The sequence below is a fragment of the Streptomyces sp. NPDC004539 genome, assembly GCF_040610055.1.
Lineage (GTDB): Bacteria > Actinomycetota > Actinomycetes > Streptomycetales > Streptomycetaceae > Streptomyces.
This window is the reverse complement of the sequence record NZ_JBEXLS010000020.1, coordinates 37,519-63,011: the sequence shown is the minus strand read 5'-3', so window position 1 is coordinate 63,011 and position 25,493 is coordinate 37,519. Positions and strand designations below refer to the sequence as shown.

Annotated in this window: 18 protein-coding genes and 1 tRNA gene; 8 read left to right on the top strand and 11 right to left on the bottom strand. The window is 72.3% G+C overall.

What is annotated here, in order from left to right:
- Positions 1 to 29: 29 nt before the first annotated feature.
- Positions 30 to 3,341, bottom strand: a complete 3,312-nt coding sequence (locus tag ABZX85_RS33735) for a D-alanyl-D-alanine carboxypeptidase (RefSeq protein ID WP_355877185.1) — start codon at positions 3,339 to 3,341, stop codon at positions 30 to 32.
- Between the two features lie 260 nt (positions 3,342 to 3,601).
- Here ABZX85_RS33735 and ABZX85_RS33730 point away from each other — a divergent pair, with 260 nt between their 5' ends.
- From ABZX85_RS33730 to ABZX85_RS33720, 3 genes are all read left to right on the top strand, one after another.
- The gene (locus ABZX85_RS33730; RefSeq protein WP_355877182.1) at positions 3,602 to 4,363 is read left to right on the top strand and encodes a GPP34 family phosphoprotein; all 762 of its coding nucleotides are present in this window, start codon (positions 3,602 to 3,604) and stop codon (positions 4,361 to 4,363) included.
- A 324-nt stretch (positions 4,364 to 4,687) separates the two neighbouring features.
- Positions 4,688 to 5,569: a helix-turn-helix transcriptional regulator gene (locus tag ABZX85_RS33725; RefSeq protein ID WP_355877180.1), complete on the top strand. Its 882-nt coding sequence runs from the start codon at positions 4,688 to 4,690 to the stop codon at positions 5,567 to 5,569.
- A 162-nt stretch (positions 5,570 to 5,731) separates the two neighbouring features.
- Positions 5,732 to 5,920: a DUF397 domain-containing protein gene (locus tag ABZX85_RS33720; protein ID WP_355877177.1), complete on the top strand. Its 189-nt coding sequence runs from the start codon at positions 5,732 to 5,734 to the stop codon at positions 5,918 to 5,920.
- A 187-nt stretch (positions 5,921 to 6,107) separates the two neighbouring features.
- Here the strand turns inward: ABZX85_RS33720 and ABZX85_RS33715 are convergent, their stop codons facing one another.
- The 3 genes from ABZX85_RS33715 to ABZX85_RS33705 form a co-directional block, all read right to left on the bottom strand.
- Positions 6,108 to 7,238, bottom strand: coding sequence for a MerR family transcriptional regulator (locus ABZX85_RS33715; RefSeq protein ID WP_355877174.1), 1,131 nt, complete (start codon positions 7,236 to 7,238; stop codon positions 6,108 to 6,110).
- 104 nt (positions 7,239 to 7,342) lie between these two features.
- Entirely contained in the window at positions 7,343 to 7,846 is a 504-nt protein-coding gene (locus tag ABZX85_RS33710; protein WP_355877171.1) for a glutathione peroxidase, read from the bottom strand.
- A gap of 412 nt (positions 7,847 to 8,258) precedes the next feature.
- Positions 8,259 to 9,221, bottom strand: coding sequence for a helix-turn-helix domain-containing protein (locus tag ABZX85_RS33705; RefSeq protein WP_355877169.1), 963 nt, complete (start codon positions 9,219 to 9,221; stop codon positions 8,259 to 8,261).
- A gap of 82 nt (positions 9,222 to 9,303) precedes the next feature.
- On the opposite strand from ABZX85_RS33705, the gene ABZX85_RS33700 reads away from it, so the two are divergent.
- Both ABZX85_RS33700 and ABZX85_RS33695 read left to right on the top strand, forming a co-directional pair.
- The gene (locus ABZX85_RS33700) at positions 9,304 to 10,503 is read left to right on the top strand and encodes an MFS transporter (protein ID WP_355877166.1); all 1,200 of its coding nucleotides are present in this window, start codon (positions 9,304 to 9,306) and stop codon (positions 10,501 to 10,503) included.
- Positions 10,504 to 10,619: 116 nt separating this feature from the next.
- Positions 10,620 to 11,183, top strand: coding sequence for a hypothetical protein (locus ABZX85_RS33695; RefSeq protein WP_355877164.1), 564 nt, complete (start codon positions 10,620 to 10,622; stop codon positions 11,181 to 11,183).
- 41 nt (positions 11,184 to 11,224) lie between these two features.
- On the opposite strand, the gene ABZX85_RS33690 is transcribed toward ABZX85_RS33695, so the two are convergent.
- Positions 11,225 to 11,854: a hypothetical protein gene (locus ABZX85_RS33690; RefSeq protein WP_355877162.1), complete on the bottom strand. Its 630-nt coding sequence runs from the start codon at positions 11,852 to 11,854 to the stop codon at positions 11,225 to 11,227.
- Positions 11,855 to 11,979: 125 nt separating this feature from the next.
- Between ABZX85_RS33690 and ABZX85_RS33685 the strand changes: the two genes are divergently transcribed.
- Both ABZX85_RS33685 and ABZX85_RS33680 read left to right on the top strand, forming a co-directional pair.
- Positions 11,980 to 13,782, top strand: a complete 1,803-nt coding sequence (locus ABZX85_RS33685; RefSeq protein ID WP_355877159.1) for an acyl-CoA dehydrogenase family protein — start codon at positions 11,980 to 11,982, stop codon at positions 13,780 to 13,782.
- A gap of 301 nt (positions 13,783 to 14,083) precedes the next feature.
- Positions 14,084 to 14,587 (top strand): PaaI family thioesterase, encoded by a 504-nt coding sequence (locus tag ABZX85_RS33680; protein ID WP_355877156.1) that lies wholly within the window; start codon positions 14,084 to 14,086, stop codon positions 14,585 to 14,587.
- Between the two features lie 326 nt (positions 14,588 to 14,913).
- On the opposite strand, the gene ABZX85_RS33675 is transcribed toward ABZX85_RS33680, so the two are convergent.
- The 4 genes from ABZX85_RS33675 to ABZX85_RS33660 all read right to left on the bottom strand — a co-directional run bounded on the left by ABZX85_RS33675 (position 14,914) and on the right by ABZX85_RS33660 (position 18,560).
- Positions 14,914 to 16,149 carry an AMP-binding protein gene (locus tag ABZX85_RS33675; protein ID WP_355877153.1) on the bottom strand — a complete coding sequence of 412 codons (1,236 nt, stop codon included), beginning with the start codon at positions 16,147 to 16,149 and terminating at the stop codon, positions 14,914 to 14,916.
- A gap of 280 nt (positions 16,150 to 16,429) precedes the next feature.
- The gene (locus tag ABZX85_RS33670) at positions 16,430 to 17,104 is read right to left on the bottom strand and encodes a polysaccharide deacetylase family protein (protein WP_355877150.1); all 675 of its coding nucleotides are present in this window, start codon (positions 17,102 to 17,104) and stop codon (positions 16,430 to 16,432) included.
- Between the two features lie 11 nt (positions 17,105 to 17,115).
- Positions 17,116 to 17,763: a glycoside hydrolase family 11 protein gene (locus ABZX85_RS33665; protein WP_355877542.1), complete on the bottom strand. Its 648-nt coding sequence runs from the start codon at positions 17,761 to 17,763 to the stop codon at positions 17,116 to 17,118.
- A 230-nt stretch (positions 17,764 to 17,993) separates the two neighbouring features.
- Positions 17,994 to 18,560, bottom strand: a complete 567-nt coding sequence (locus tag ABZX85_RS33660) for a TetR family transcriptional regulator (protein ID WP_355877148.1) — start codon at positions 18,558 to 18,560, stop codon at positions 17,994 to 17,996.
- 108 nt (positions 18,561 to 18,668) lie between these two features.
- Here ABZX85_RS33660 and ABZX85_RS33655 point away from each other — a divergent pair, with 108 nt between their 5' ends.
- The gene (locus ABZX85_RS33655) at positions 18,669 to 19,862 is read left to right on the top strand and encodes an MFS transporter (protein ID WP_355877145.1); all 1,194 of its coding nucleotides are present in this window, start codon (positions 18,669 to 18,671) and stop codon (positions 19,860 to 19,862) included.
- 394 nt (positions 19,863 to 20,256) lie between these two features.
- Here ABZX85_RS33655 and ABZX85_RS33650 read toward each other — a convergent pair.
- Positions 20,257 to 20,329 (bottom strand) — tRNA-Arg (locus ABZX85_RS33650).
- 112 nt (positions 20,330 to 20,441) lie between these two features.
- Positions 20,442 to 25,319 carry a hypothetical protein gene (locus ABZX85_RS33645; RefSeq protein WP_355877142.1) on the bottom strand — a complete coding sequence of 1,626 codons (4,878 nt, stop codon included), beginning with the start codon at positions 25,317 to 25,319 and terminating at the stop codon, positions 20,442 to 20,444.
- Between the last annotated feature and the right edge of the window lie 174 nt (positions 25,320 to 25,493).

Here is a 25,493-nt window from a genome sequence, read left to right as displayed (position 1 = left end):
TGGCCGACGGGCTGCGGAGTGGTGCCGGGTCAGCCGATCCGGGTCAGCTTCGCGCCGAAGCCGGGCTCCGCCAACTCACTCTTGAGTGCTACGGGTACCTTCACGGCGCTCGCCGAGCCGCCGTCGCCGACGGTCAGGGTGCCGACCTGGGTACCGGCCTTCGCGGTGTGCGGGAGATCACCCGTGACGAAGGAGAGCTTCACCTTCAGGCCGGCCCAGCCGACCGCGGTGACGTCCTTCGTGACGACGACCGGGGTACGGCCGCCGAGACCGTCGTCCACATACCCGACGACGTCGCCCTTCTTGAGGATCGTCGCGGACTCCAGGACGTCCTGCGCCGCGCGGATCAGCTTGTCGCCGCCGTCCAGGGCCGCGCTGAGGATCGTGTTCTCCGGGCCGCCGGCGGGCTGCCGGACGACCGCGCCGATGATCGTCCGGGTCTCCCCGCCGACCTCCTTCTTCGCGGCGAACATCAGGTTGCCGAGCGCCGAGGTCGTCGTACCCGTCTTGATGCCCACGACCTTGTTCTTGCCGACCAGGCCGTTCCAGTTCGAGTGGTACTCGCCCTTGTAGTCGGTGTACGACATCATCGCCGCGACCTCGCGGAAGACGGGCTGCTCCATCGCCGCCTTGCCCAGCTTCACCTGGTCGATCGCGGTGGAGACGGTGGTGTCGTTCAGACCCGAGGGGTCCGTGTACGTCGTGTTCGTCATACCGAGGTCCTTGGCGGCGGCGTTCATCTTCTCGACGAAGGCCGTCTCCGAACCGGCGTCCCAGCGGGCCAGGAGGCGTGCGACGTTGTTCGCGGACGCGATCAGGATGGACTCAAGGGCCTCGCGCTGGGTGATCGAGTCGCCGGCCGTGACGTCCACGGTCGACTCCTGGCCGGCGTTCGACTGGTCCTGGGCGGCCTGGTCGATCTTGATCTTCGGGCCGTCGTCGCCGCTCTTCAGGGGGTGGTCCCTGAGGATGAGATACGCGGTCATGACCTTGGCGACACTGGCGATCGGGACGGGCTTCTCCTGGCCGGAGGAGCCGAACGTGCCGACGCCCTGGACGTCGAGGGCGGCCTGGCCGTCGGCGGGCCAGGGGATGTCGACCTTGCCGCCCTGGAAGGTGTAGACGCCGGCCGCGGTGAGGTCCAGCGTGGGCTTCGGCAGGGGGCGGACCGTCTGTGCGATCGCGAACGCGGCGATCAGCAGGACGACCAGCGGGGTCCAGATCTTCAGCCGCCGGGCGAGGGTCCGCAGGGGGGTCGGCGGCGGGGGAGGGGTGTTCGTCAGCTCGGCCAGCAGGTCCAGCGGGGGCTTCGGCGGGAGCGGCTGCTGCGTCGTCCGCTCCGGGCCCACCTGGGGGACCGCCGTGGTGGCGGTCGACTCCGAAGTAGTACGGGGCTTACGGGTCGCCGGGTCGTCCAGCGGCTTCAGCGCGACGAACGTACTGGTCCGCTCGCTGTCACCCTCACGGGGGGCGGGGGCGGCGGGCTTCGCGGCGGGGTCCGCCTTCGCGGCGCCGTCGGCCTTCGCGGCTCCGGCCGCGCCCTCGGCGCCGGTCGCGGACCCGGGCTTCCCCGTGGCTTCCGGCTTCGCTGCGGCGTCCGGCTTCTTCGTGGCGCCGGAGGTCCAGGCGGCGCCGGCCTTGTCCGTGTCCGCGGTGCCGGGCTTGTCGGTGGTGGGCTTGGGGACGTCCCCCAGCTTCAGCATCGTCGTCGGCTGGTCGACGCTCGGCTTCGGGCGTACGGCCTTGAAGATCGCGGTCGGCTGGTCGACGGGGTGGGTGTCGGCGCCGGAACGGGGGCTGTCGTCACCGGAGTCGGCGTCGTCGCCGTCGGACTCCCGCTCGGAGGCGGGGGAGTTGACCGGCTCGGCCTCGGAAGTGGGCTTGTCCTCGGGCGAGTTGTCGTCGTCCGGGTGGGACCGGTCGGCGGTGGCCTCGGGTTCGGCCGGGCCGGCGTCGTCCGCGTCGTCCGCCTCGGAGTCGGTGCTCCGCGCCGGGGCGTCGGCCTCGTCCGTGTCCGAACGGGGCTCGTCCTTGGGCGAGTTGGCTATCCCGGCGCCCGCGTTCCCGGACCGGGGGCCCTCGTCGGCGGAGTCGGCGTCGTCCGAACCGGCCTTGTCCTGAGCCGAGTTGTCCCGCGCCGAGCTGTCCTGATCGCCGTCCGCGTCACGCGGTTCCTGGAGGGCGTCTGCCTCGCCGGCGTCGTCCGCGTCCGGCTTCGCGGCGGCGGCAGTGGCCGTACGGCGCTGCCCGGACCCGTCGGAATCCGCCGCGGCGCCGTCCGTGGCCGCGTCGCGCGGCTCGGCCGCCTGCTCCGAGCCCCCCTCGGCGCCCCCAGAAGCCCCCTGGGCGCCCTTCGCGCCCCCAAGGCTCCCCGACCCGCCCTCGCCCGCTCCGGAGCCCTCAGCGCCCGCCTCAGCCCTCCCGGAGCCCTCGTCGGGGCTGGCCTGATCGGCGTCGTCGCTACCGGTGGCCGCTTCGCCACGCTCGGTGCCGGAGCCTTCGGAAGCCGCGCCCTCGGTGCCGGCGCCCTCACCGTTCAAAGCCTCGCCGCCCGAGCCCGACCTCTCCGAGCCCTCCCCACCGGCCTCCGCCTCACCCGAGACCCCGGCCTCCGATCCGGCCTCGCCCGGGCCTTCGCCGCGGGAGTCCCCGGCGTCCGGGCCTCCGGCCGACGAGCTCTCGCCCGTGGTCCCGGCGTTCGAGTCGCCCTCGCCCGGGCCGCCGTCGCGCGGCTTCCCGATGTCCCGGCCTTCGGCCGACGAGCCCTCACCCGCCCCGCCCGAGGCCCCGGCCTCGCCCGAGCCTTCGCCGCGGGAGTCCCCGGCGTCCGGGCCCTCGTCGCCCGTCTCCCCGGAGTCCCGGCCCCCGGCCGACGAGCCCTCGCCCGCTTCGTCCGCCTCGGCCTCGTTCGTCCGCGTGGTGTTCTCCGTGGGCCCGGAGCCCTCGGCGGCGTCGGGTTCTTCCCCGGGCGTGTCCGGAGTGTTCTCGGCGGGTCCGGACTCCCCGGGGCCCTTGGCGCTCGGCCGGCCGGCCGCTGCGGGGCTCTCCGGCGTCGCGTCGGCGTCCTCCGCTCCCGCCCCGGCCCCGGCGGCCTCCCCGGTCGTGTCCAGGTCCTCGGAGGGCGCGGGTGTGTCCGCCCCCGGAGTCTTCCCCGACCCCCCGGCCGCGCCTCTCGCGACCTCCCCGTCCTTCGGCAACGTCAGCACCCGGGTCGCCAGGTCGACGCCCCCCTCGGACCCGGTTCCCGCCGGAACCCGGGGATCGGGAACCGGGGAACCGGAACCCTGCGTCGGTCGTGACGACTCGTGCTGCTTCGACCTGTCGGGGGACTCGCCCGCCACCGATGCCTCCTCATGAGCCGCACGCCCTGCCGTACGGCTGCGAAACGAACCGTGTACCTGGTATCTGGCCATCAGCACCCCGTGCCGGACAGCGCCGCGGCGCTGTCCGAACCGTGTACCAGTGTCCTGTGTGGAGCGCTTGGCCCCTGCGGTAGACGAGAACGACATACCTGCCGGTTCCCTTACAAACAGGTCACGCACCCTCGACAGATGAATGTGAGAGGGGTCACCCTGTCTTTCATCCACGCGGGGAGGCATGGATGGGCAGGAGCCGCAGAACACTTCCGGAAGAGCTTCTGCTGCTGGCGTTGGACCCGACCACGGGTACCACCGCACAGCCGCAGTCGCTCGACCTCGGTCTGGCCGGAGCACAGCTAGTGGAGCTGGCGCTGGCCGGACGGATAGCCCCTGACGGGGATCGTATCGCCGTGGTGGCACCACGGCCGACAGGTGATCCGACACTGGACCACGCCCTGGAGCTGCTGCGCCGTCGCGGCGCTCCGGTCCGCGCGGTCCACTGGATCGGCGGACCCCGCCTGGGGCTCCGCCAGACGTACCTCTCTCATCTGGAGCGGTGCGGCATGGTGCATGCCGTGGCCGGCCAGATGTGCGGGGTGCTGCCGACCACCCGCTACCAGGCGACGGACAACGCGATCAGCCGGGAGATCAGGTCCCGGCTGGACTCCGCGATCCGCACCGGCGTTCCGCCGGACCCGCGGACCGCGGCGCTCGCCGCGCTCGCGCACGCGGTCGGCCTCGGCAAGCACCTGTACCCGGGCAACGAGGGTCGTTCCTCGCGCTCCCGGCTACGGGACCTGATCAGGCACGATCCGATGGGCGGCCTCGTGGCGCACGCCGTGATGGACGTCCAGAACGGCGTGGCGGTCCAGCCGCGCCGGCCCGCCCCGGCACCGGCCGGCCGTCAGGCCGCGCCACCCGCCAGGGCGACCGCGGAAGCGGCCCACGGGGTCCCGGCGCAGCCACGCCGGCCGGCCACCATGGTGCGTGTCGTGGCCCACTGAGCCGCAGTTCCACGACACGGCCCGCAACTCCGCGCCCCACCGGACCCGTCCGGGAGCCGCGCGTACCGCGCGGGGTGGAGTTCCGTTCTCGCCGATCAAGGCGAAACGGTACGCCGCCCCGCGCGGACGCATGTCCGAAAACGGTTGCCCCGGTGCGCAGTTGAGCAGGTCACAGGAACCGGCGTAATCCACCAGTATCCCTCAACTTGCGGACCCGGCCTGCATATCCGAGGTTTCCCGGCGGTAATAAGCCTGTTGGTGGCAGTCTGCTCAGCAGCAGATACGCAAAGTATCAACAGGCATTCAGCCGGAGGTGCACGTCATATGCCGTCCAACACCAATCCCACCGTGCGTCGGCGGCGACTCGGCTTGGAGCTGCGCCGGCTCCGGGAGTCCAAGAACATGACCGCCGAACAGGTGGCCAAGCGGCTGCTGGTCTCGCAGTCGAAGATCAGCCGGCTGGAGAACGGGCGGCGCAGCATCAGCCCGCGGGACGTCCGGGATCTGTGCGGGGTGTACGAGATCGAGGACGAGCGGATGATCGAGTCGCTCATGCAGATGGCCCGGGAGTCGCGTCAGCAGGGCTGGTGGTACGCGTTCAAGGACGTCCCGTACAGCGTCTACATCGGTCTGGAGGACGACGCGTCGAGTCTGCGCGTGTACGAACCCCAGGTGATGACAGGGCTGTTGCAGACCCCGGAGTACGCGGAGGCGGTGGTGCGGGGCGGGGCTCCGGAGTCGACCGAGGACGAGGTCGAGAAGCGGGTCGAGGTGCGGATTCGCCGGCAGGGGCGGCTCGGTGAGCAGACCAACCCCAACACCGGGGAGATCAAGGACGCGATCCGGCTGTGGGTGGTGCTGGACGAGGCGTGCCTGCGGCGCGTCGTCGGCGGGCGGCGGGTCATGCGGGAGCAGCTGGAGTACCTCGCGGAACAGGCCCGGCTGCCCCATGTCACCGTGCAGGTGCTGCCGTTCGGGGTGGGCGCGCACGCCGGTCTCACCGGGCAGTACGCGATCCTGGAGTTCGCCGAGCTCGCCGACTCCAGCGTGGTCTACATCGAGGGCGTCACCAGCGACCTGTACCTGGAGAAGCCGCACGAGGTGCAGAAGTACTCGCTCATGTACGAGCACTTGAGGGCGCAGTCGCTGAACCCCGAGGAGTCCCTCAGGCTGATCCAGGACACGGCGAAGGAGTACGCGCGCTGAAAGGCGGCACCCTATACGGGGCGCCGTCCGGGTGTGGTGTGTTCCTGGGATATGCCACTGGGACGGGTGAATCGCTACCTGCCCGAGAGGGGGTACCCAGTAGCGTCGAACGAGCCAGCGATCAACGCGTTGGCGCAATCGCTACTGCCTACCGGAGCAACGATGGCAATTCAACTCGGGGCCACAGAACGATGGACGACCTCCTCGTACACGGGCGCCAACGGCGCGTGTCTCATGGTCAGGTCCGTCGACCGCCACGCACTGGACGTCGGTGACACCAAGGTCCCCACCGGGCCCGCGGTGACCTTCTTCGAGGAGGCGTGGAACACCTTCGTGGAGTCGGTCAAGTAGCCGGAGTCGTCGGACAGGCGGGGCCGGCCGAGCGGGTGAAGTCGGCCGACGGGTCCACGCCACGGAACAACTGAACAAGCACTACCGAGAGCCCTCTCGACGAGATCGCCGTCCTTGCCGAGGGGGCTCGGCTTGTGTGGTGGGTGAGGTATGGGGGGACAGGGGGAGACTTGAGGTGTACAGGGTCTCAGGGGGTGCGGGCCGTGTTCGGGGTGCGGGTCGTCTCTGGCGTGTGGGTCGTCCCCGCTGTGCGGGTCACCGGGAACGCCACGTCGCACACCGGGTCCTCCGGGCCCGCCGAGTCCCAGTCGGTGAAGTAGATCTCCCGGCAGGGGCCGTCGTACGACCAGCCCTCCCGTTTCATCCACGCCTCCACCGCCTCGTACGCCGCGAGTATCTGGGGGTGGGCGACCTGGGCCTTCGTGATGCGCGTGACGGCCAGCCGGCGGGCGGGTTCGCGGTGGGTGCGGGTACTACGGGTACGGGGCTGTACGGCGGCCCAGGCGCGCGCCGCCGCCTCGTCCCCCACGGGTACGCACGCCTCCGCCGGGCCGTCGCTCTCCATCGAGGACTCGGCGTGGTACGCGACGAAGGGGTGGCCGGTGAGGCCCCCGCAGGACGCGGCGGCGTCCTCAAGCCGGCCCAGGGCGGCGGGAATCCAGACGGGGAGTTCGTCCGCGAGGACGTGCCGGGTCTCCGTGATCAGCAACTGCTCCGGGATCTCTACGAGTCGGACCTCGAACGCGTCGTACATGTCTGCCGTCTCCTGGCTCTCTCGGGTCATACGGTGACGGAGGTAGCCGGCGAGGGCCCGGCGTTCGGCGTGCCGGGACTCGGCCTCGGACCAGTAGGCGTCGAGGAGTTGGGCACCGGTGGTGCCGTCCGGGCCGCCCGTGTCGCCGGTGCCGCCCGTACCGTCCGTGCCGTTCGCCGTGCCGTTCGCCGTGACGATCTCGGCGATGAGGGCGAGCGGCATGTCCAGGCGGCGCAACAGGGCTACCAGGCGGGCCTGTTCGATCTGGCGTTCCTGGTAGTACCGGTAGCCGCTCACCTCGTCCACCCGGGCCGGGGCGAGGAGGCCCAGGCGGTCGTACAGGCGCAGGGCCTTGGGGGAGAGGCGGGAGCGGGCGGCGAAGTGGCCGATGCTGAGGAAGGGGGCGGGGGTGGGGGGACGCCTCTGGCCGGGCGGGCCCTGTGGGCTCTCGTGGCAGAGGCGTTCCCGGCCGCCGGGCGCTTCCTCGCGGTCGTGCGGTCCCTCGTGGTGGTGCGGTCTCTCGCGGTCGTGCGGTCCTTCGTGGTGGTGCGGTCCCTCGTCCATTCCGGCATCCTCCGTCACCGGGCGGGGGCGCCCGGTGGGAGGAGGCTGGGGTTTGCCCTTAGGGGAAGGTCAAGGGGGTGGTGTCCGGGGCGGCCGTGTCCGGTTCAGCCCGCGAGCTGTGCCTCGACCGCCGTGACGACGTCCGTGGACTCCGGCTCGGTCTGCGGGGAGAAGCGGGCTACGACGGTGCCGTCCCGGCCGATCAGGAACTTCTCGAAGTTCCAGCGGATGTCGCCGGTGTGGCCCTCGGGGTCGGCGAACCCGACGAGCCGCTCGTACAGCGCGTGCCGGTCGTCGCCGTTCACCTCGACCTTCTCGGTCATCGGGAACGTCACGCCGTACGTCGCGGAACAGAACTCCGCGATCTCCTCGGCGCTGCCCGGCTCCTGGCCCATGAACTGGTTGCACGGCACACCGAGCACGGTGAACCCCTGCTCCGCGTACCGCGCCTGAAGCTTCTCCAGCCCCGAGTACTGCGGCGTGAGCCCGCACTTGGAGGCGACGTTCACCACGAGAACAACCTGCCCGGCATACTGCGAAAGCTCCGCGGACCCACCCTTGAGCGCGTCGATCTCGACCTGAAGGGGGGAGGTGGCATCAATAGTCATGCTCCGGATGCTAACTCCGCCGACCAACAGAACACTGTGCCCCACAACACCCCTGGACGGCGTTCCGCCGAGCGGCACGGAGGTCTCGCCCCGGCAGCTTCGCAGGTCGATGCCGTGATCGCCTGGCGGCCGAGCATCGGACGGGTCCTGCCGCCTTCGACCGGCTCAGGCAGCGGAACGGGCCATCAACCACGTCGGTTGCCGAACGGCCACCCGCACGCTCTTCTCAGGGGCGCGGGGAACTGCGCGAACACCCCCCACTCGCCTGCACCCGCCCTACTTCGCCCACTCACCTGCGGCCTTTCAGGGGCGCGGGGAACTGCGCGAACACCCCCCACTCGCCCGCACCCGCCCCACTTCGCCCACTCACCTGCGGCCAGCCGCCCCGCGCCCGCCCACCCCTCCACTCCCCTCATTCCCCCGCAGCCCGCACCACCCCATCCCCCACCCCCGTCCGCACATACAGCACCGACCTCCCCACCCGCCGCCGCTCCACCAACCCCGCATCCCACAGCACCCGCAGATGCCGCCCCACGGACCCCAGCGCCTGCCCGGTCACAGCGACGAGCTGGCTCGTGCTCATGGGGCGTTCCAGCAGGAGGAGGACCCGAGCCCGCCCGGCCCCCAACAACGCGTCGAGGGACCCGACTTGCCCCACACCACGCTCCTCGGCGAGCACCCCGGCACAGGGGTACACCACGGCATACCGCAGAGCCTCCTCCCAGGCCACCCACCCGACCTGCGGAGTGACGGGTACGAAGACCAGCTCGGCGCCGGAGATCTCCCGAGGCGGATACTCGTGACGATTGACCTGGAACCGACTCTCCCCGAGCCACCGCGTCCCGGGCCGCAGGGAGTCGAGAACGGCGGCCCACCCACCCCGGCTGACCTGATCGAGCCGCACGGCGACATCCGCTTCGAGAACCTTCCGCCGCCGCTCCCAGTACGGCTGGACGGCCTCCTCCCACACCCACTCCAGAAGCGCCGCCGCCCGCTCGGGAAGATCGTCCCGCAGCAGCGCCCCGGGCAACTCCCCACCGAGCGCCATCCGAAGATGCGCATGCGACTCGGCGACCCCCACCCCCCGTACCCGTACGACCTCAGAGGCAAAGTCCTCCCCACCCCTAGGGGCAGGCGTGAGGAAATCGGCGATCCACTCCCGCCCCAACCCGGCCCGCACGAGCAACGCGGTCACAGGGTCTCCGGCGAGCCTCTCCCGGTACGCGGCGAGATGCGCGTCCAGCCACCGGCTCTCCCCGGGATGCCGCCCCACCCCCGCATGCAGCAGCTTCAGCCCGGCGAACGTCTCGGCCAACGGCGACACCACGAACCGACTCCGCGCGAGCGTGTCCGCACTGACTCGCCAAAGCCCCACGAACCCCTCCGATCCACCCGCATACTTTCGCGTACCGGCGAAACAATAACGACCCCGAGCCCCCCACCCCGACACTCCGCCCATGCCCAGCGACACCGCCGCACCCACGGCGACGACCTCGTACAGATCCTTCCTCGCAACCCCCGAGTTCACCCCCCTCTTCCTCTCCTCGGCGGCCCACGTCGCCGCCCAGACCCTCGCCGGCCTCGCCCTCGGCACACACGTCTACGGCGAGACCGCCTCCCCCCTGCTCTCCGCCCTGAGCATGTTCGGCCCGTCGATCGCCCAGGTCCTCGGCGCGACGTTCCTCCTCTCGGGAGCCGACCGCCTCCGCCCCCGTACGACCCTGACGACCCTCTCCCTGACGTTCGCGGCGACGACGGCCCTGATCGCGCTCCCGGCCCTCCCCCTGCCCGCCGTCTTCGCGGTACTCCTCCTCCAGGGCCTGGTCTCGGCGCTCGGCGGCGGAGTCCGCTGGGGCCTGCTGAACGAGATCCTCCCCAACGGCGCCTATCTGACCGGCCGTTCCCTGTTCAACATGATGAACGGCCTGATGCAGATCGGCGGTTACGCCACGGCCGGCCTGCTCCTGACGATCGTCAGCCCACCCCAAGTCCTCACGCTGGCCGCCCTGTTGTACGTCACCTCCGCCGTCACCGCCCGCGCGGGTCTCACCGAACGCCCGCCGAGGACCACCGGCCGCCCCACCCCGGCGGAGACCTGGCGCACGAACGCCGAACTCTGGCGCGACCGCCCCCGCCGCCTCACCTACCTCGGCCTGTGGATTCCGAACGGCCTGATCGTCGGCTGCGAATCCCTCTTCGTCCCCTACGACCCCACGGCGGCGGGCACGCTGTTCGCCTGCGCGGCCCTCGGCATGCTCATCGGGGACGTCACCGTCGGCCGCGTCCTCACCCCGGCGCAGCGCCGCAGAACGGCGACCCCGCTCCTCCTTCTCCTGGCCGCCCCGTACGCGGCCTTCGCCCTCCACCCGCCCCTCGCGGTCACCGCCGTGGCAACCACCCTCGCCTCGATCGGCTTCGGCGCGAGCCTGGTCCAGCAGGAACGCCTGATGGAACTGACCCCCTCTCAACTGAGCGGCCACGCCCTCGGCCTGCACTCCTCCGGCATGCTCACCCTCCAGGGCCTCTCCGCCACGGCGGCCGGCTCCCTGGCCCAACTCTCAAGCCCCGCAACGGCGATGACCGCCATGGCGGCCACCTCGGTTGCCGTCACCCTCACCCTCCACCTCGCGGACAAGGGGCGTCGAATCAGACACTGAGGGGGAGAAACCAGGAGCCCCTGGATGAGCGACGCCCTGCAAGACCTCTTGGCGAACCTCTCCTCCGCGCCCCTGACGTTCGTGGCGGGCCGGCCCTTCGGCAGGCTCCGCGACCTGTGGGCCTGGTCGGCGTCGGTGACGTCCTGGCCATCAACGAACTGCGCCAGCAACTCCAGCGCACGGGCGTCAAACACCTCCCCCTCACCCCGAGCCACCACCTCACCGGCCTGGAACGGCGCGGCAACCTCATCCTCGTCGGCGGCCCCCACTCGAACCGCGTCACCGCCGAGATCGTCCAACGCCTGCCCCTCACCTACACGTTCGGCCCTGCCGACCTCCACGACGCCCGCATCACCGACTCCCGGACGGGTGAGGTCATGTCCCCGGAGTTCGACGCCCAGGGCCAACTCGCCGTAGATCTGGGCATCTTGATCCGCGCCGCCAACCCCTTCCAGCCCGACCGCCACATCGTCGTCCTCGCCGGCAGCTTCGGCTTCGGCACCAGCGCCGCCGCCCGCCTCCTCTCCGACCCCGACTTCCTCAACCACCCCCTGGTGTCCGGCGGTTCCCCCTTCGAAGCCGCCTTCTCGGTGGAGGTCGTCGCCGGTGAACCCCAGCGCATCGACCTCAAGGACCTACGAGAACTGGGCACGACGGTACGGAGAGCGACGGGTGCCTGAACCCCGGCCCGTCCGACCGGAACTCGCGGCCCCGCCGAAGCTCACCGCTCCTCCGGCACCCCGCCCTCCAACAGCCGTTCCCCGATGTCGTCCGCCCACGACTGGGCCCACCGGCGCAGGCGGTCCACGTCGGGGCAGTCGGTGAAGTCGGTGTCGTCGAGCCACTCGGTGTGGAGCAAGCGGGCCTGGAGGTCGGGTAGTTCGAGGCCGTCGGGGGTGTGGCGGCGGCCGAGTTCCTCCAGGTCGGGCCAGCTCCAGGAGTCGGCGCAGGCGGCGATGCGGACGAGGTCGCGGGCGTAACCGCGCCGGACGAAGTCGCGGACCTTGACGCCGAGGGCGTCGGGGAGGGAGAGGGCGAGACCGGAGGGGGTGTCGACGGGCGGGCGGGAGAAGAGCTCCTTGGAGAGGGCGACACCGGTGCCGTCGGCCCGCAGCCGGGCGAACAGCGGACCCTTCTCCGTGACCTGGACGGTCCAGCCCAGATCGGCCAGCCCTGAAGCCAGTTGGGAGGCGATCCACTCCAGGCGCGACGGATGCCCGGTGGCCACGCACAGGGTCCGCGACCACGCCACCACCCCGTGCGCGCGCAACGCGGACCCACCCGTCAGGGCGAGCGGATACGGCGCCCCGACGTCCAGCACATCGGCCGCCAGGGACCGCTCCGAGAACATGGCTGGATTATGCCGGGCGGTCATGCCGTACCAGGGGCGCGCGACCAGCGAAACGCTCCTCACCGGCAACATCGGCCGCTCCACGGGCACTTGACGCACTCGACACCCGCCCTGACCATGAGCCCATGAACGCGATGTCCGACGAGATCGCAGTCATGTTGTCCGCAGGCAGTCAGGAGGAGGCGTACCGCCACCACCGAGAGCTCTTCACCCAACCCCTGTTCGCCCAGGACTGGCGGACGAGGCCGACGGACCCCGGCAGACGCGCGTACGAGCGCTACCTCCGCCTGCTGCCGAGGCTGCGCCCGATGGAAGCGGCCACCGACATCGGCGAGTTGGTCACCCTGCACGAATGGGCGACGACGGTCGACCCGCACCTCGCCCTCCTGCTGAGCGTCCAAGTCAACCTGGCCCTCGGCACGTTGACGGAGTCCCCGCTGTCCGGCGAACCCGAGCGGACCCGCCGGCGGATGCTGGAGGGCCGCGCGGTCGGCTCGTACGTCGTCACCGAACTCGGCCACGGCAGCGACCTGGGCCATATCGAGACGACCGCCGAATTCGACCCGGAGACAAGGGAGTTCGTCCTGAACACCCCCTCCTCGACGGCGGTCAAGTTCATGTCCAGCACCGCCCCGCCCCCGCTCGCCGGCGTCGCCCGCTTCGGCATCGTCCTCGCCCGCCTCATCCTCTGGGGCGACGACCGGGGCCCGTACGCCTTCCTGGTCCACCTCACCGCCCCCGACGGCACGGTCGTCCCCGGCGTCACGGTCCGTCGCCTCCCCGACAAACCGGTCCTCGGCATCGACAACGCCCTCACCCGCTTCGACGACGTACGCGTCGGCCTCGACTGCCTCCTCTCGCCCGACCGCACACACGTCACCGCACAGGGCGAACTCGTCGAACCGCTCGCCGAGAACAGCCGCACCTGGCGTGCGATCAGCCGCGTCCGCCTCGGCCGGATCGCGGCGGCGGCGATGGCCGCGGCGGCGGCCCGCGCCGCCCTCTCCATCGCCGTCCGGCACGCCTCCCAGCGCGAGATCGAGAGCAAGGCGGGCGGCCGAATCCCCCTCTCCCACGTCCGCTCCCACCACGGCCGCCTGCTCGACGCCCTGGCCCAGACGTACGTCGCCACCCTCGCCGTCCGCGACGCGACGTACGCGTTCGCCGGGGTCCCGGACGAGTACGCCCCCGTCGTCACCGACGAGATCGCGCTGACGAAGCACTTCGTCACGACCGTCGCCGCGCACGCCTGCGACGAGGCCCGCGACCGGCTGGGCGCGCAGGGCGCGTTCGCGCACAACCGGATCGTCGAGTACCGCGCCCTCAGGGACGCCGTCACCACCGCCGACGGCGACAGCCACGTCGGCGCCCTGCACGCGGCGTACCGGCGGCTGGCTCTTCCGGAGGAGAAGGGGACGACCCGCTGGGACCCGGCCCGGCCCTGCGGAGCCGATACCCCGGAGCTGTGGCTGCGCTGGCTCGCCGTACGTGAGGAGTACCTCCACAGGAGGGCCCGCCGGCTGCACGCCACCTCCGGCGGCGACGCGCAGGTCCGCTGGGACCGCACCTCCCACGCGGCCCTCGCCGCGGCCGAGGCGCACGCCGCGTACAAGGCGGCGGACGCGCTCGCCCGCCGCGTCGACGCCGTCTCCGGCGCGACCCGGCGCGTCCTCGACGACCTCCTCACCCTCTTCGCGGTCCGCCAATGCCAGTCCCACGGCGCCGACTTGCTCCCCGACGGCCCCTTCCCGACGCTCACCGAACCCCTCCCGGCGATCGCCGACCGCCTCCACGACCGGCTCGCACCGCACCTGCGCACCCTCACGGAGGCGTTCGAACTCCCCACGGGACTGCTGGGCACCCCCTTCGAAGCCCCGGAGGGCTTCGTCTCCCACTACGCCCGCGCCCTCGACCCTACGGGGGAGTGACCCCCCTACCGGAGAGCTACGACGCGTACGTCACCGGCGGCACTCAGTGACACCCGGGGGCCGGTGCCGGGCGCCTCGCCGGCGTCGTACCCGGCGGGAAAGTAGGCACGGAAGGCGGTGGGCGGGGGTAGGCCGAACCGGGGAGCGCGCGCGGCGCCTAGTCCTATGAGGTGATGAATCCCGCGCGCCTCTTTCGCGCGCCCCCGTGCACCCGAGATGGATATACGGCTCTTGGATTAGTTCGGCCCGGGTTGTTGCATGGGTGCCTTCCAGCACCCCTACGACCTCGGAGTTTTCCCCGATGACTACCGCCACACTCGCGCCCCTCTCTCCCGTCCTCGCCTCGGACAGCCCGTTCGTTCGGCGCCTCCGTCGTATGAGCGGGCTGAAGGCGATCCAGGAGTCCGCGGCGCACGGCACCGGGTTCTTCCCGTTCAGTGACGGACTCGGCGTCCGGGTCCAGATGGCCGAGCGCGGCCGGGTGATCCTCAGTGCCACCCCGACGGACGGACACAGCAGCTGGCCCGGTTTCACGCACGGCGGGTTCACCGCGACCCTGTGCGACACGGCGTGCGCGCTGGCCGCGCTGTCGACCGTGCGGCGCGGCACCAAGGCCGTGACCGGCAACTTCAGCATGAACCTGCTCCAGCCGGTGCCGGCGGGCAGCTTCCGGATCTCGTGCGTGGGCAGAGCGACCCAGACGCAGGGCCCCCGCATCCTGGCCCACGCGGACGTCACCACCCCCGACGGCACGCTCCTGGCCCACTCCACCGCCCTGTTCCTCACGAAGGACCTGATGGGCTGAGACCCGTAGTACCCGTAGTACCCGTCACACCCCGTAGTGCCCGTACCTCTCCGCAGCCGAGCCTCCCAGCCGCAGGACACCCCCACCGGGTGTCCTGCGGCTTTTGTGCATGCGTACACCCTCATCTCCACGGAAAATAGCGCTCGTTACGCGACTCAACGACACGCGCCACCGCAACGGCACTGCGTGCACACCGATTTGGGCGGCGGCCTTCCGGTGGAATGTCCCGGGCGCACGTATGCCACCCACTGCCCGTATGGCGGTAGCGAGTTGCTCCAACTCGGGGGGCACGGGTGCGGCCGGAATTTCCAACGTTCGGCTCAGCCTCAGCCGTTCCTGCGCGCGGCCTTGTCGAGCCGGCTCTTCAGCGTCGTCGTGAGCGGCACGGTGTCGAGCGAGGTGAAGAACCGGGGGACCGCGTGACCGGGCAGCCGGCTCGTGCACCAGGTCACCAACTCCCCTTCAGAGGCGTCCGATACGACCTCCGCGGCCACCACCGACCCGACGAACGGCGCGGTCCGCGCGAACACCCGCGCCCAGTGCACCTCGGGGTGGGCCAGCAGCACGTCCCGTACCTGCCCCGCCGACAGCCTCAACCCGCCCACGTTCAGCTGGTCCTGGCCCAGCCGCCCGCTCAACACCACGCGCCCGCCGACGAATTCGGCCCGGTCACTGGTCGCGATCCACTCCGGGACCCCGTCCGCGCCGTGCACCGGACGGACGTGCAACTGGCCGTCCCGCACCCGCAGTCCCGGCTTCGTCCCGTCCGTGCGCTCCAGCCACTCGACGGGGAACCCGGCCTTCCCGTCGTGCACGACGACGCAGGCACCGGCCTCGGTGGAGGCGTAGATCCAGGTGAGCCGGGCGTCGGGGAACACGCTGCGCAGCCGGTCGAGGAGCGGCTGGTCCACCGGCTCCCCGCCCAGCGTGATCTGCCGGGGCCGGAACTCCGCGAGCCCGGGGTCGGCGGAGGCCAGCGCGAGCCGCCAGAACGACGGGGTCGCCGAGACCGCGTCCACGCCCTCCGCGAGCGCCACCGGCAGCCACTGGTCGGGGCGCGGCCCCGGCGCGGTGACGAGGTCCTGCCCGGGGTGCGCGAGGCTGAGCGCGACGAGCTGCCACCAGGCGTACGTACCGGGGGAGTAGGGGAGCAGCCAGCGGTGCGGCGGCGGGGGAGCGGTGACCGTCGTCAGGGAGGAGAGCGTGTGCGCGAGGAGCCGGGGGCGGCCCGCGCTGCCGCTGGTCGGCAGCCAGATCCGGCCCGGACTGCCCGGCCGGCCCTCGGAGAACCGTCGCAGCTCCTTGCACAGCGTCTCGTCGACCCGCTCCCGCGCGACGATCAACAGCTCGCCGGGGCTGCCGAGTTGGGCGCGGGCCGCCATCAGCGCGGCGAGCTGGCCGTCCGCCTGGACGACGGTCCGCCGCTCCAGGGGCGGTGGGTCCAGCCGCCACCAGGTTCCCCGGAACCCCTCGCAGACGATCCGGTTCTCCAGCGGGTCCCCCGTCCTCGCCCCCGCTCTGCGGCCCCATCGCTCGCCCGGGGTGACGCGTCTGTGCGGCATCCCAACTCCTTCCGGCCACGCCACTCTGCGGGCACTGGACGCCCCCACCACACCTATCCCGTCAACCCCCTCCCCCGGGAGGCGTACGACAGGCGCTCAAGTGGCAACCCGTCCCCGGTCACCACCGCATATGCCCCCGTCTCACCCGTCCGCTGGATTGCGGCGGCGGGTCGACGACGGGCGACGAGGGGCGACGACGGCGCGGCGGCCGGAGACCGCCGCGCCGCAGAAACCGATTGCAGAGAACCGTTCGCCGGGAGGCCGCTCAGGGAGAAACCTGTTACGGGGCGACCGCCCGCCCGGTGGACGGCGAGATCGCCCCCGCGCACAGCCCCCGAGCCGCCAGACTCTGCGCGATCCGCGGAATCGCGGCCCGCGTGTTCGCCGGCCAGTCGTGCATCAGGATGATCTGCCCGTTGGTGAGCCGCCCGACGGCGGCCACGATCGCGTCGGTGCTCGCGTTGTTCCAGTCCTGCGAGTCGACGTCCCAGATGATCTGCCGCAGCCCGTACTTGGCCGCGACCGCCTGCACGGTCGCGTTGGTCTCGCCGTACGGCGGCCGGAACAGCCTCGGAGTCCCGCCGCCCGCGTTCGCGACGGCCGTCTGCGTCCGGGACAGCTCCGAGTCGACCTGGGCCTGCGAGAGTTGGGTGAGATGGGGGTGCGTGTAGCTGTGGTTCCCGACCCACATCCCGGCGGACACCTGCGCCCTGACCTGCGCCGGATAACTCGCCGCGTTCTGCCCGGTGTTGAACATCGTCGCCCGAAGGCCGTTCGCCGTCAGGGAGTTGAGCAGCGCCTGCGTGTTCCCGCCGGGCCCGTCGTCGAAGGTGAGCCCGACGTACCCGGAACAGGCGGCGGCCCGCGCCGGAGCGGCGTCCACCGCGAACGCGCCCGCCGTCGCCAGCGCGCCGACCGCCACCGCGGCCGAGAGTGACCGTACCGAGAGCCTCACGTCAACTCCCCTCAGTTCACCGTGATGTTGGAGCTGCCGCTGCTCTGGTAGCCCTCGGTCGCCATGATCATGTAGTAGTTGAACGAGCCCAGCGGCATCCCGGCCCGCGCCCACGCGTCGAAGTGGTTGCCGGTCGTGATGGTCCCGCCGGTGCGCTTCGACTGCCGCACGCTCCAGTACTGGTTGAAGGTCCTGGTGCCTTCCACCGACGGGGCGTTGTAGCGGGTCGTCTGGTAGATGTCGTACGTGCCGCCGTCGCTGGTCACGGTGCCCTTGTAGGTGCCCGTCGGCCGGTAGGTGCCCCAGTTGTCGACGATGTAGTACTCGACGAGCGGATTCGCCGTCCAGCCGTACAGCGCGAGGTAGGAGTTGCCCGACGGGCTGAAGCTGCCGGAGTAGTTCACGGTCCGGCGGCTGCCGTTGCTCCAGCCCTTCCCGGCCACGAAGTTGCCGGTGTTGCGCCACGAAGTGCTGTAGTTCCCGCCGGAGTTGAGGGTCATCGAGACGGTGCCCTGCGAGTCCGTCCAGAACGAGTAGTAGTACCCGGAGTTGGTGCCGGTCTGGTTCGTCGTGACGACCGTCGCGGCGTGCGCGGTGCCCGGCATGACGAGGGCGATCAGCGCGACCAGAGCGGTTGTGCAAACGCTTGCTGCGAAGATCTTGAAGCGGCTCAGAGGGTTCACAGCGTGCTGCCTCCTAGTCCTCCTGGGGTAGGGGAGCCTGATGGGGGACAGTGTTGGTACGGCCCTCTCGACTGTCAACAGTTTCGGCATGGGCGTCGAAACATTCGAAATGATATCCGCAGCTCACAATGGGTGATGGGGTGAAAACTCGCTTGCTCACACCACTGAACGGCCTGTGAGCATCGAATGTTTCGAACCGCTTCCGGTCAGATCTCGCGGTCCAGCACCGCCTGGACGACCGCCGCGATGTCGTCCCGTCCGATGGGGGTGTCGTCGAAGAAGTTGTGCAACGTGAACCCCTCGACGAGCGCGTCCAGCGCCCGTGCCGTGAGCGGGTCGAAGTGCCGGGCCAGCGCGTCCCGGCTGGCCTGCATCCAGCTGTTGAGGACGGTCCGCAGCGCCGGGGTGCGCGCGGCGAACGCGTACAGCTCGAACGTCAGCAGCGGATCGCGGTCGCTCGTCCACAGTGTGCCGCTCATGATGTCGACGACCGCGTCGCGGGCCTCCTCGGGGGTGCGGGCCGCCTCCAACTGGGCGCGGTAGCTGGCCGACACCTTCTCCGCGAGGCGCGTGAACGCCTCGGTGAGCAGCTGGTCCAGATCGTCGAAGTAGTACGTCACCGAGCCGAGCGGCACCCCCGCGGCAGCGGCGATCCTGCGGTACGTGACCCGGATGGCGCCCTCCTCGGCGACGACGTCGAGGGCGGCGGCGAGGATCAGGTCCCGGCGTCCGGAGGGTGTCGATGTGGGCGGGTTCGTACTGTGTGGGGCCATTTTTGAAAACGCTTTCTGACGCCGTGAGCAGGCATGTACATTTGTCCAAGCCGGTGGGTGAGGGGCCCGACCGGAAGTCGACCACCACACCCACGGAGACGCATTCTCATGGATCAGGCCGTGCGCAGGCGCCGCCGGGCGCTGTTCGTGTTCTTCCTGCTCGCCGGGGTCTCGATGTCGTCGTGGGTGACCCGCACCCCCGCGATCCGCGACCGGCTCGAAGTGTCCACCGGCCAGATGGGGCTCGTCCTCTTCGGGCTCTCCCTCGGCTCGATGCTGGGCATCCTCCTCTCCGGCCGCCTGGTGTCCCGCTTCGGCACCCGCCCGGTCATGATCTGGGGTACGGCCGTCCTGATCAGCGGCCTCGCGACGGTCGCCCTCGGCGCCCTGGCCTCCTCCACGCCGCTCGTCACGGCCGGCCTCTTCCTCTTCGGCACCGGCATGGGCGGCGGTGAGGTCGCGATGAACGTCGACGCGACCGACGTCGAACGCCTCTCCGGGGTGACGACCATGCCGGTCCTCCACGGCTGCTTCAGCCTCGGTACGGTCCTCGGCGCGGGCGCCGGTATCGCCGCGACGGCGGCGGACGTGCCGGTGCAGTGGCACCTCGGTGTCGTCACCGTCGTCGCCGTACTACTTCTGAGCTACGCGATACCCGCGATTCCCGCTGGTACGGGGCGAGTTGATGCTGCGGCGGTGGGGGAGTCCCAGGGTGGCGGGACGGCCGTCTGGAAGGACCGGAAGCTGCTTCTGATCGGTGCGATCGTGCTCGCCATGGCCCTCGCCGAGGGGTCCGCGAACGACTGGCTGCCGCTGATCATGGTCGACGGGCACGGGATGGGGGAGGCCGCCGGGTCCCTCGTCTACGCCGGGTTCGCCGCGTCGATGACGCTCGGGCGGTTCGGCGGGGGGTACTTCCTCGACCGGTACGGGCGCGTGGTCGTAGTCCGCGCGAGCGCCGTGTCCGGGGGCATCGGGCTGCTCCTCGTCATCGTCGCCGACAGCGCCGTCGTCGCCGGGATCGCCGTACTCCTCTGGGGACTCGGCGCCTCCCTCGGCTTCCCCCTCGCCCTCTCCGCCGCCGGCGAGTCGGGCCCCGACGAGACCGCCCGCGTGAGCCTCGTCGCCATCATCGGCTACCTCGCCTTCCTCGTGGGCCCACCCAGCCTCGGCTTCCTCGGCGAACACGTCGGCCTGCGCCCCGCCATGACCGTCGTCCTCGCCTTCGTGGCCTGCGCGGCGTTCCTGGCACCGGCGGTGGACGTACGGGGGCGAAAGACGGAGGCGCTCGCCGGGGAGTAGAGCGGGCCTCGCCGCCAGGGGCGCCCTCGCCGCGATCTCCGGCCGCGACGCCGGGTGTCTCGCGGCCCGTCACCGAGAACCGTCCGACGACCGGCGGTCACCGGGGTCTCAACACCCCGAGCACCTTGCGCCCACCACGACCCGGCACGCCCGGCCGAAGCGAACCTCGATGCCCTGCGGCCGTAGACCGTCGGGAACACCCACACCTCGGACCCGCACAGCCCGCGCGCAAACGACTTGATCATTTAGGGGATTTTTAGGAGGCGACCCCCCGTACTGAAGGCGTACGGGGCACGTACCGAAGGTCCGGCGGGAGCGGGAGGCTCAGCAACGAAGAGGGCCCCGAACTGCCCCTGAGCTGGGGAGTACGGGGCCTTCGCCCTGACCGACCATGTGCCCTCGGCAGGATTCGAACCTGCGACACCGGCTTTAGGAGAGCCGTGCTCTATCCCCTGAGCTACGAAGGCGGGGGTCTGTGGAGAGCAGACCAAGGACAGGGTAGCGGATGCGGGCGGGGGCGGGGCGTGGGGGAGAGGGGGTGCGGGGGACCCGTAGGGGTGTTGCTGGGGGGTGTGGTGGTCAGGGGGTTCGGCAGGGGGGATCGAAGGGGATCGTCGGGAAGTAGCGGGCCCAGGTGGTTCGTCCGATGCGGGGGTATGCGGTTGTGCAGATTCTGGTGGTGATGCCTTCGGGGGTGGGGTCCCACAGGCGGACGGTGAAGTCGTTGCCGCCGGTGGCGAGGGTGGTGGCGTCGGGGGAGAGGGCTACGGCGGGTACGGGGGCGGGGCCGGCGGCGAGGAGGGTGGGGGTGTTCGGGGCGGCCGGGGTTCGGGGGGTACCGGTACCGCTCAGGTCTGATGCCGTTTCGTTCGGGCCCGGGCTCCTGTCCAGAGCTGGGCCCCTGTCCAGACCCGGGCTCATACCCGTACCTCTCAGGTATGCCCCGAGCTCCAGGTCCCACAGCCGAACCCTGCCGTCCCCCGCGCCCGCCGCCAGCCGGCGTCCGTTCGCGGAGAAGGTGAGGGCGTAGAGCGGGGCGTTGCCCGTGGGCAGGCGGCTGGCCGGTCGGTTCGGGGCGTCGATGTCGATCAGCCAGACTGCCCGGTCCGGTCGGTGGACGGCGGCCAGCGTCCGGTTGTCGGGTCCGAACTCGGCGCTGGTGAGGTCGCGGGACCAGGCCGGGGCGGGTTCGGGTACGCCGGGGGATGGGGTGGCCGGCGCGGGGGACGGGCGCCGTGCGGGTGACGTCGGCTTCGGATCAGCGCCGTACGCCTCATCGGCCCGCCCCGAGCCCGTTCCGCCTGGAACTCCGCGCGCCTCGTCGTCGTACGCGGTGCCTGGCCGCGAGTCCGTTCCGCCCGGAACTCCGCCTGCCTCATCGTCGTATGGACTACCCCGCCCCGATCCCGTCCCGCCTGGAACTTCGCGCGCCTCGTCGTCGTACGCGGCGCCTGGCCGCAAGTCGGTTCCGCCCGGAACCCCGCCCGCCTCATCGTCGTACGCACCACCCCGCCCCGAGCCCCTCCCGCCCCCCACCCCGAGCGACTCACCGGCGTCCGTAGTACCCGTAGTACCCGTAGTACCCGCACTCTCCCACCCTGATCTCCCCCACCGCACCTCCCGAGGCACCCCCCACCCCCGTACGTCCCAGAACCGCAGGCCCCCCACCTCGCCCGAGCTGGTCACCACCATCTGACCGTTCGGGCGGAACGATGCCAGGGTGATCTCTGTCGTGTCCGGGCCGAGTCGGCCTGTCTGGCGGGGGGTGTGGGGGTCGCGTAGGTCCCAGAGGGCGGCTCCGTGTTGGGCCCAGACCAGGAGTGCGCGGCCGTCCGGGCCGAAGCGGGTGCCCGCGATCTCGCCGGTGCCGGGGTGGAGGACGGAGAGCGGGCGGGGGGTGCGGGGGGCGGTCACGTCCCAGATGCGGACGGTTCCGTCCTCGCTCGCGCTGGCCAGGAGCCGGCCGTCCGGGCGGAAGGAGACGCGGCGGACGAAACCGGTGTGGCCCCGCAGCACCGCGAGCTGCCGGAGCGCACGGCCGCCGGTGACCTGCCAGAGGCGTACGGTGCCGTCCCACCCGGCGCTGGCGAGCAGCCGGCCGCCCGGGGCGAACTCGGCGGTCGAGACGACGTCGTCGTGCGTGCCGAGGGAGAGGTCGCGCAGGTCCAGCAGCCGGTCGGAGACGGCGAGGAGCCGGCCGTCGGGGCTGAACGCGGCCTGGTACGCCCCGCCGGGAACCGCGCTGATCCGCCGGGGCCGGGCCGGATCGCCGATGTCCCACAGCAGCGTCGACCCGCCGACGGAGACGAGCGTCCGCCCGTCGGGGGCGAACGCCACGGACCAGACGATCGTGGAGTGCCCGGACAGGACGACCGGCGTCCAGGTCCGGCCCGGCCCACTCCCTCCACTCCCCCCATTCGCCGCCGGCCGCCCACCCGTCGGCCCATCACCCGCCCGCGCCCCCCTCCCCGCCCTCCACACCCGGACTGTGTGGTCCCAGCTCCCCGTCACCACACTCCGCCCGCCCGGCCCGAACGCCACCGACGTCACCGTCCCCGTGTGCCCGCGCAGCACCTCCAGCCGCCGGGGCCGGGCCGGCACGGTGACGTCCCAGAGCCGCGCGGTGGTGTCCCCGGTCGTCGCCAGCGTCCGCCCGCCGGGCCCGAACACCACGGACGTCACCGCCCCGCTGTGCCCGGCCAGCACCGCCAGCCGCCGGGGCCGGCGCGGATCGCGTACGTCCCACAGCCGCACCCCACCGTCCACATGCCCGACGGCGAGCACGGCCCCGTCGGCACGGAACGCCACCCAGGTGGGAGCCACCCGGCCGGGAACCATCTGGGCGGGCGCCACCCGGGCGGGCCCGACGCCGGACCTCCCTGCCGCACCCGCACTCGCACACGTCTGCCCCGCCCCCGCCTCCCCCGACTCCCCCGCGCCCGGCACCCCTTGCCCCGACACCCTCGACTCGCCCGCACCCGGCATCCCCTGCCCCGGCACCCCCGCCCCACCCCTACCTCCGGCACCCCCCACACCCCCCTCCCCCGGCAAACCCCCCACCCTCACCACAACCCCCCGCCCCCGCACCTCCCACAACCCCACCCCACCCTCACCCGCCGCGGCCAACACCCGCCCACCACTCCCACCTCGCCCGAACGCCACCGACAACATCCGCCCGGCCCCCCGCACCACCCCCACCGGCACCCCCCTCCCCTCCCGCACGTCCCACAGCCGGACCGTCCGGTCCCAGCTCGCCGTCGCCAGCAGGCGGCTGTCCGGGGTGAAGGAGACGGACACGACGTCGGAGGTGTGGCCGGGGAGCCGGTTCGGGTACGGCGTGGCGTACGTGCTCATCAGGCGGTCGCGGACGTCGTCCGTCGGCGAGAGCCGGTACGCGGCCAGCCCCACCTGCGCCGCGAGCGCGGGATCGAGCCGCCGCAGCTCGTCCGCGTCGGCGGCGGCCTTGCGCGCGACCGCGACGTTCCGCTGCCGTACGGCGGAGTCGCGCGCCCGGGTCGCGAGGACCCCGGCGACGACGGCGAGACCCCCCGCCACCAGCGCCACGACGACGAGGACGGCGAGCAGCGCGACCAGCCGCCGCAGCCGGACCGTCCGCCGCCGCACCGCCGCGATCTCCCCGGCCTGGGCGACCGCGCCCGCGTCCAGGAACCCCCGCTCCCCGGCGGTCAGCCGCACGCCCCCGGAGTCCGCGAGGTCGAGCGCCGCCGCGAGCCGCGCCCCGCGCCACAGGGCGTGCGGATCACGCCCCTGCCCCTCCCAGTCGGCGGTCGCGTCGGTGAGCTGGCGGTGCAGCAGCAGCCGGTCCCGGTCCTCCGCGAGCCAGCCCCGCAGCCGGGGCCAGCAGCGGATGACCGCCTCGTGGGTGATCTCGACGCAGCCCTCGCCGAGCGTCACGAGCCGCTGCCGGGCGAGGGATTCGAGGACGGCGGACGTGTCGGGGTCGGTGTCCAGCTCGGCGGAGGAGACCCGGCGCCGGGTGTCCTCGGTGCCGTCGCCCAGCGCGGTCAGCCGCAGGAAGAGGGCGCGGGCGAGGTCGCGGCGGGCGGGGGAGAGGGCGAGGTAGGCGGTCTCGGCGGTCTGGGCGAGCGCGTGCTGGATACCGCCGGCCGCGAGATACCCGTCCAGGGTCAGCCGGTTGCCGCAGCGCCGCCGCCAGGTCTCCAGCAGGGCGTGGGAGACGAGGGGGAGGGCGCCGGGCCGGCCGCTGGCGTCCGCGACGACGGCGGCCAGCAGCGGGGTGGTGACCGTGCAGCCGGCGAGGCGGGCGGGGCGGGTGACGGCCTCGCGCAGCTCCTGCCCGGTCATCGGGCCGACGGCCGTCTGCGCGTCGCGCATCGCCTCGGCGAGCAGGGGGTCGCGTACGCAGTGGCCGTAGAAGTCGGCGCGTACGCCGAGGACGATCCGGGTGCGGCTGGTGGGTGTGGTGGCGGCTGTGGTGAGCGCGGTGATGAAGGCGTGACGTTCGTCCGGGTCCCGGCAGAGGGTGAAGACCTCCTCGAACTGGTCGGCCACGATGAGGAGTTCGGAGCCGTGGTGCAGGGCGGCCCGCCGGATGCGCAGGTGCAGGGCGGCGGGGTCGGCGCGGAGTTCGGCCAGCAGCGGGGCGGGGGGCTCGCCGGTCAGGGCCGCGAGGTGGACGGCGCACTCCTCCAGGGGGCGCGGGCCCGGGGTGAACAGCAGGACGGGGGTGGGTGTGCGGGCCACGAGTCCCGCCCTCAGCAGCGAGGACTTGCCCGAGCCGGAGGGGCCGAACACGGCGAGGAACCTGCGGGTCCGGATCTTCGCGAGGAGCTCGTCGGTCAGCCGCTCACGGCCGAAGAAACGGGGGGCGTCCTCGGGTTGGAAGGGGGCGAGGCCGGCGTAGGGGGTGGGGTTCGGGGCGGGGGTGTCGGGGGGCTTGGTCGGAGAGGGCAGCACGATTCCGGAGGCCGGCCCGGGTCCGGGGGACGACGGTCCGGTGCCTGGGGATGACGGTCCGGTGCCCGAGGAAGGTCTGGTGCCTTCCGCGGGCGGTCCGGTGCCGGAGGCGAGTGCGGGGAGCGCGGAGGGGCCGGCGCCCGGACGCGGTCCCGAGCCCGGGGGTGTTCCCGAGCCCGGATACGGTTCCGAGCCCGGATACGGTTCTGAGTCCGGATACGGTCCCGAGTCCGCGCGCTGCCTCGCGTTCGCCGCCAGCTCCGCCGCCACCGCGTGCCACCGCGCCTCCCACACCGCCCGGTCCCCCGCGCACGCCTCGACGTACGCCAGCGTCACCCCGAGGCTCGGGAGGGCGCGCCCGCCGGCGGCGTCCGAGAGGGTCGTGGACGAGTAGTGGGCCCGTTGGGCGAGGGTGCGGTACGGGGGCCGGCCCGCCTTCTCGCGCAGTGCGCGCAGGTCCGCAGCGAACCGGGTCAGCGGCCCGGGGTCCGGGTCGAGGGGGCGTTCGGCGCGGGGCATGGGCGTCCTTCTCCGAGGGCGGGGGCGCGGGGGCTTGCGGGCTCAAAGGTCGTTGCACAACCCCTGGGCCGTCTGCTTACGCACGGGATTAGGGGGCGGCGGGCTTGGTGCCCGGGGGCTCGGAGGGGGCAGGGGTTTCAGAGGGGGGCGGTCCTGGGGCGCGGGGCTTGGGAG

What these genes read in the sequence shown, in the direction of transcription:
- ABZX85_RS33730 (WP_355877182.1), top strand. Translation starts at nt 3,602, where the DNA reads ATGGGCAGGAGCCGCAGAACACTTCCGGAAGAGCTTCTGCTGCTGGCG.
- ABZX85_RS33725 (WP_355877180.1), top strand. Translation starts at nt 4,688, where the DNA reads ATGCCGTCCAACACCAATCCCACCGTGCGTCGGCGGCGACTCGGCTTG.
- ABZX85_RS33720 (WP_355877177.1), top strand. Translation starts at nt 5,732, where the DNA reads ATGGCAATTCAACTCGGGGCCACAGAACGATGGACGACCTCCTCGTAC.
- ABZX85_RS33715 (WP_355877174.1), bottom strand. Translation starts at nt 7,238, where the DNA reads ATGGACGAGGGACCGCACCACCACGAAGGACCGCACGACCGCGAGAGA.
- ABZX85_RS33710 (WP_355877171.1), bottom strand. Translation starts at nt 7,846, where the DNA reads ATGACTATTGATGCCACCTCCCCCCTTCAGGTCGAGATCGACGCGCTC.
- ABZX85_RS33700 (WP_355877166.1), top strand. Translation starts at nt 9,304, where the DNA reads ATGCCCAGCGACACCGCCGCACCCACGGCGACGACCTCGTACAGATCC.
- ABZX85_RS33690 (WP_355877162.1), bottom strand. Translation starts at nt 11,854, where the DNA reads ATGTTCTCGGAGCGGTCCCTGGCGGCCGATGTGCTGGACGTCGGGGCG.
- ABZX85_RS33685 (WP_355877159.1), top strand. Translation starts at nt 11,980, where the DNA reads ATGAACGCGATGTCCGACGAGATCGCAGTCATGTTGTCCGCAGGCAGT.
- ABZX85_RS33680 (WP_355877156.1), top strand. Translation starts at nt 14,084, where the DNA reads ATGACTACCGCCACACTCGCGCCCCTCTCTCCCGTCCTCGCCTCGGAC.
- ABZX85_RS33675 (WP_355877153.1), bottom strand. Translation starts at nt 16,149, where the DNA reads ATGCCGCACAGACGCGTCACCCCGGGCGAGCGATGGGGCCGCAGAGCG.
- ABZX85_RS33660 (WP_355877148.1), bottom strand. Translation starts at nt 18,560, where the DNA reads ATGGCCCCACACAGTACGAACCCGCCCACATCGACACCCTCCGGACGC.
- ABZX85_RS33655 (WP_355877145.1), top strand. Translation starts at nt 18,669, where the DNA reads ATGGATCAGGCCGTGCGCAGGCGCCGCCGGGCGCTGTTCGTGTTCTTC.
- ABZX85_RS33645 (WP_355877142.1), bottom strand. Translation starts at nt 25,319, where the DNA reads ATGCCCCGCGCCGAACGCCCCCTCGACCCGGACCCCGGGCCGCTGACC.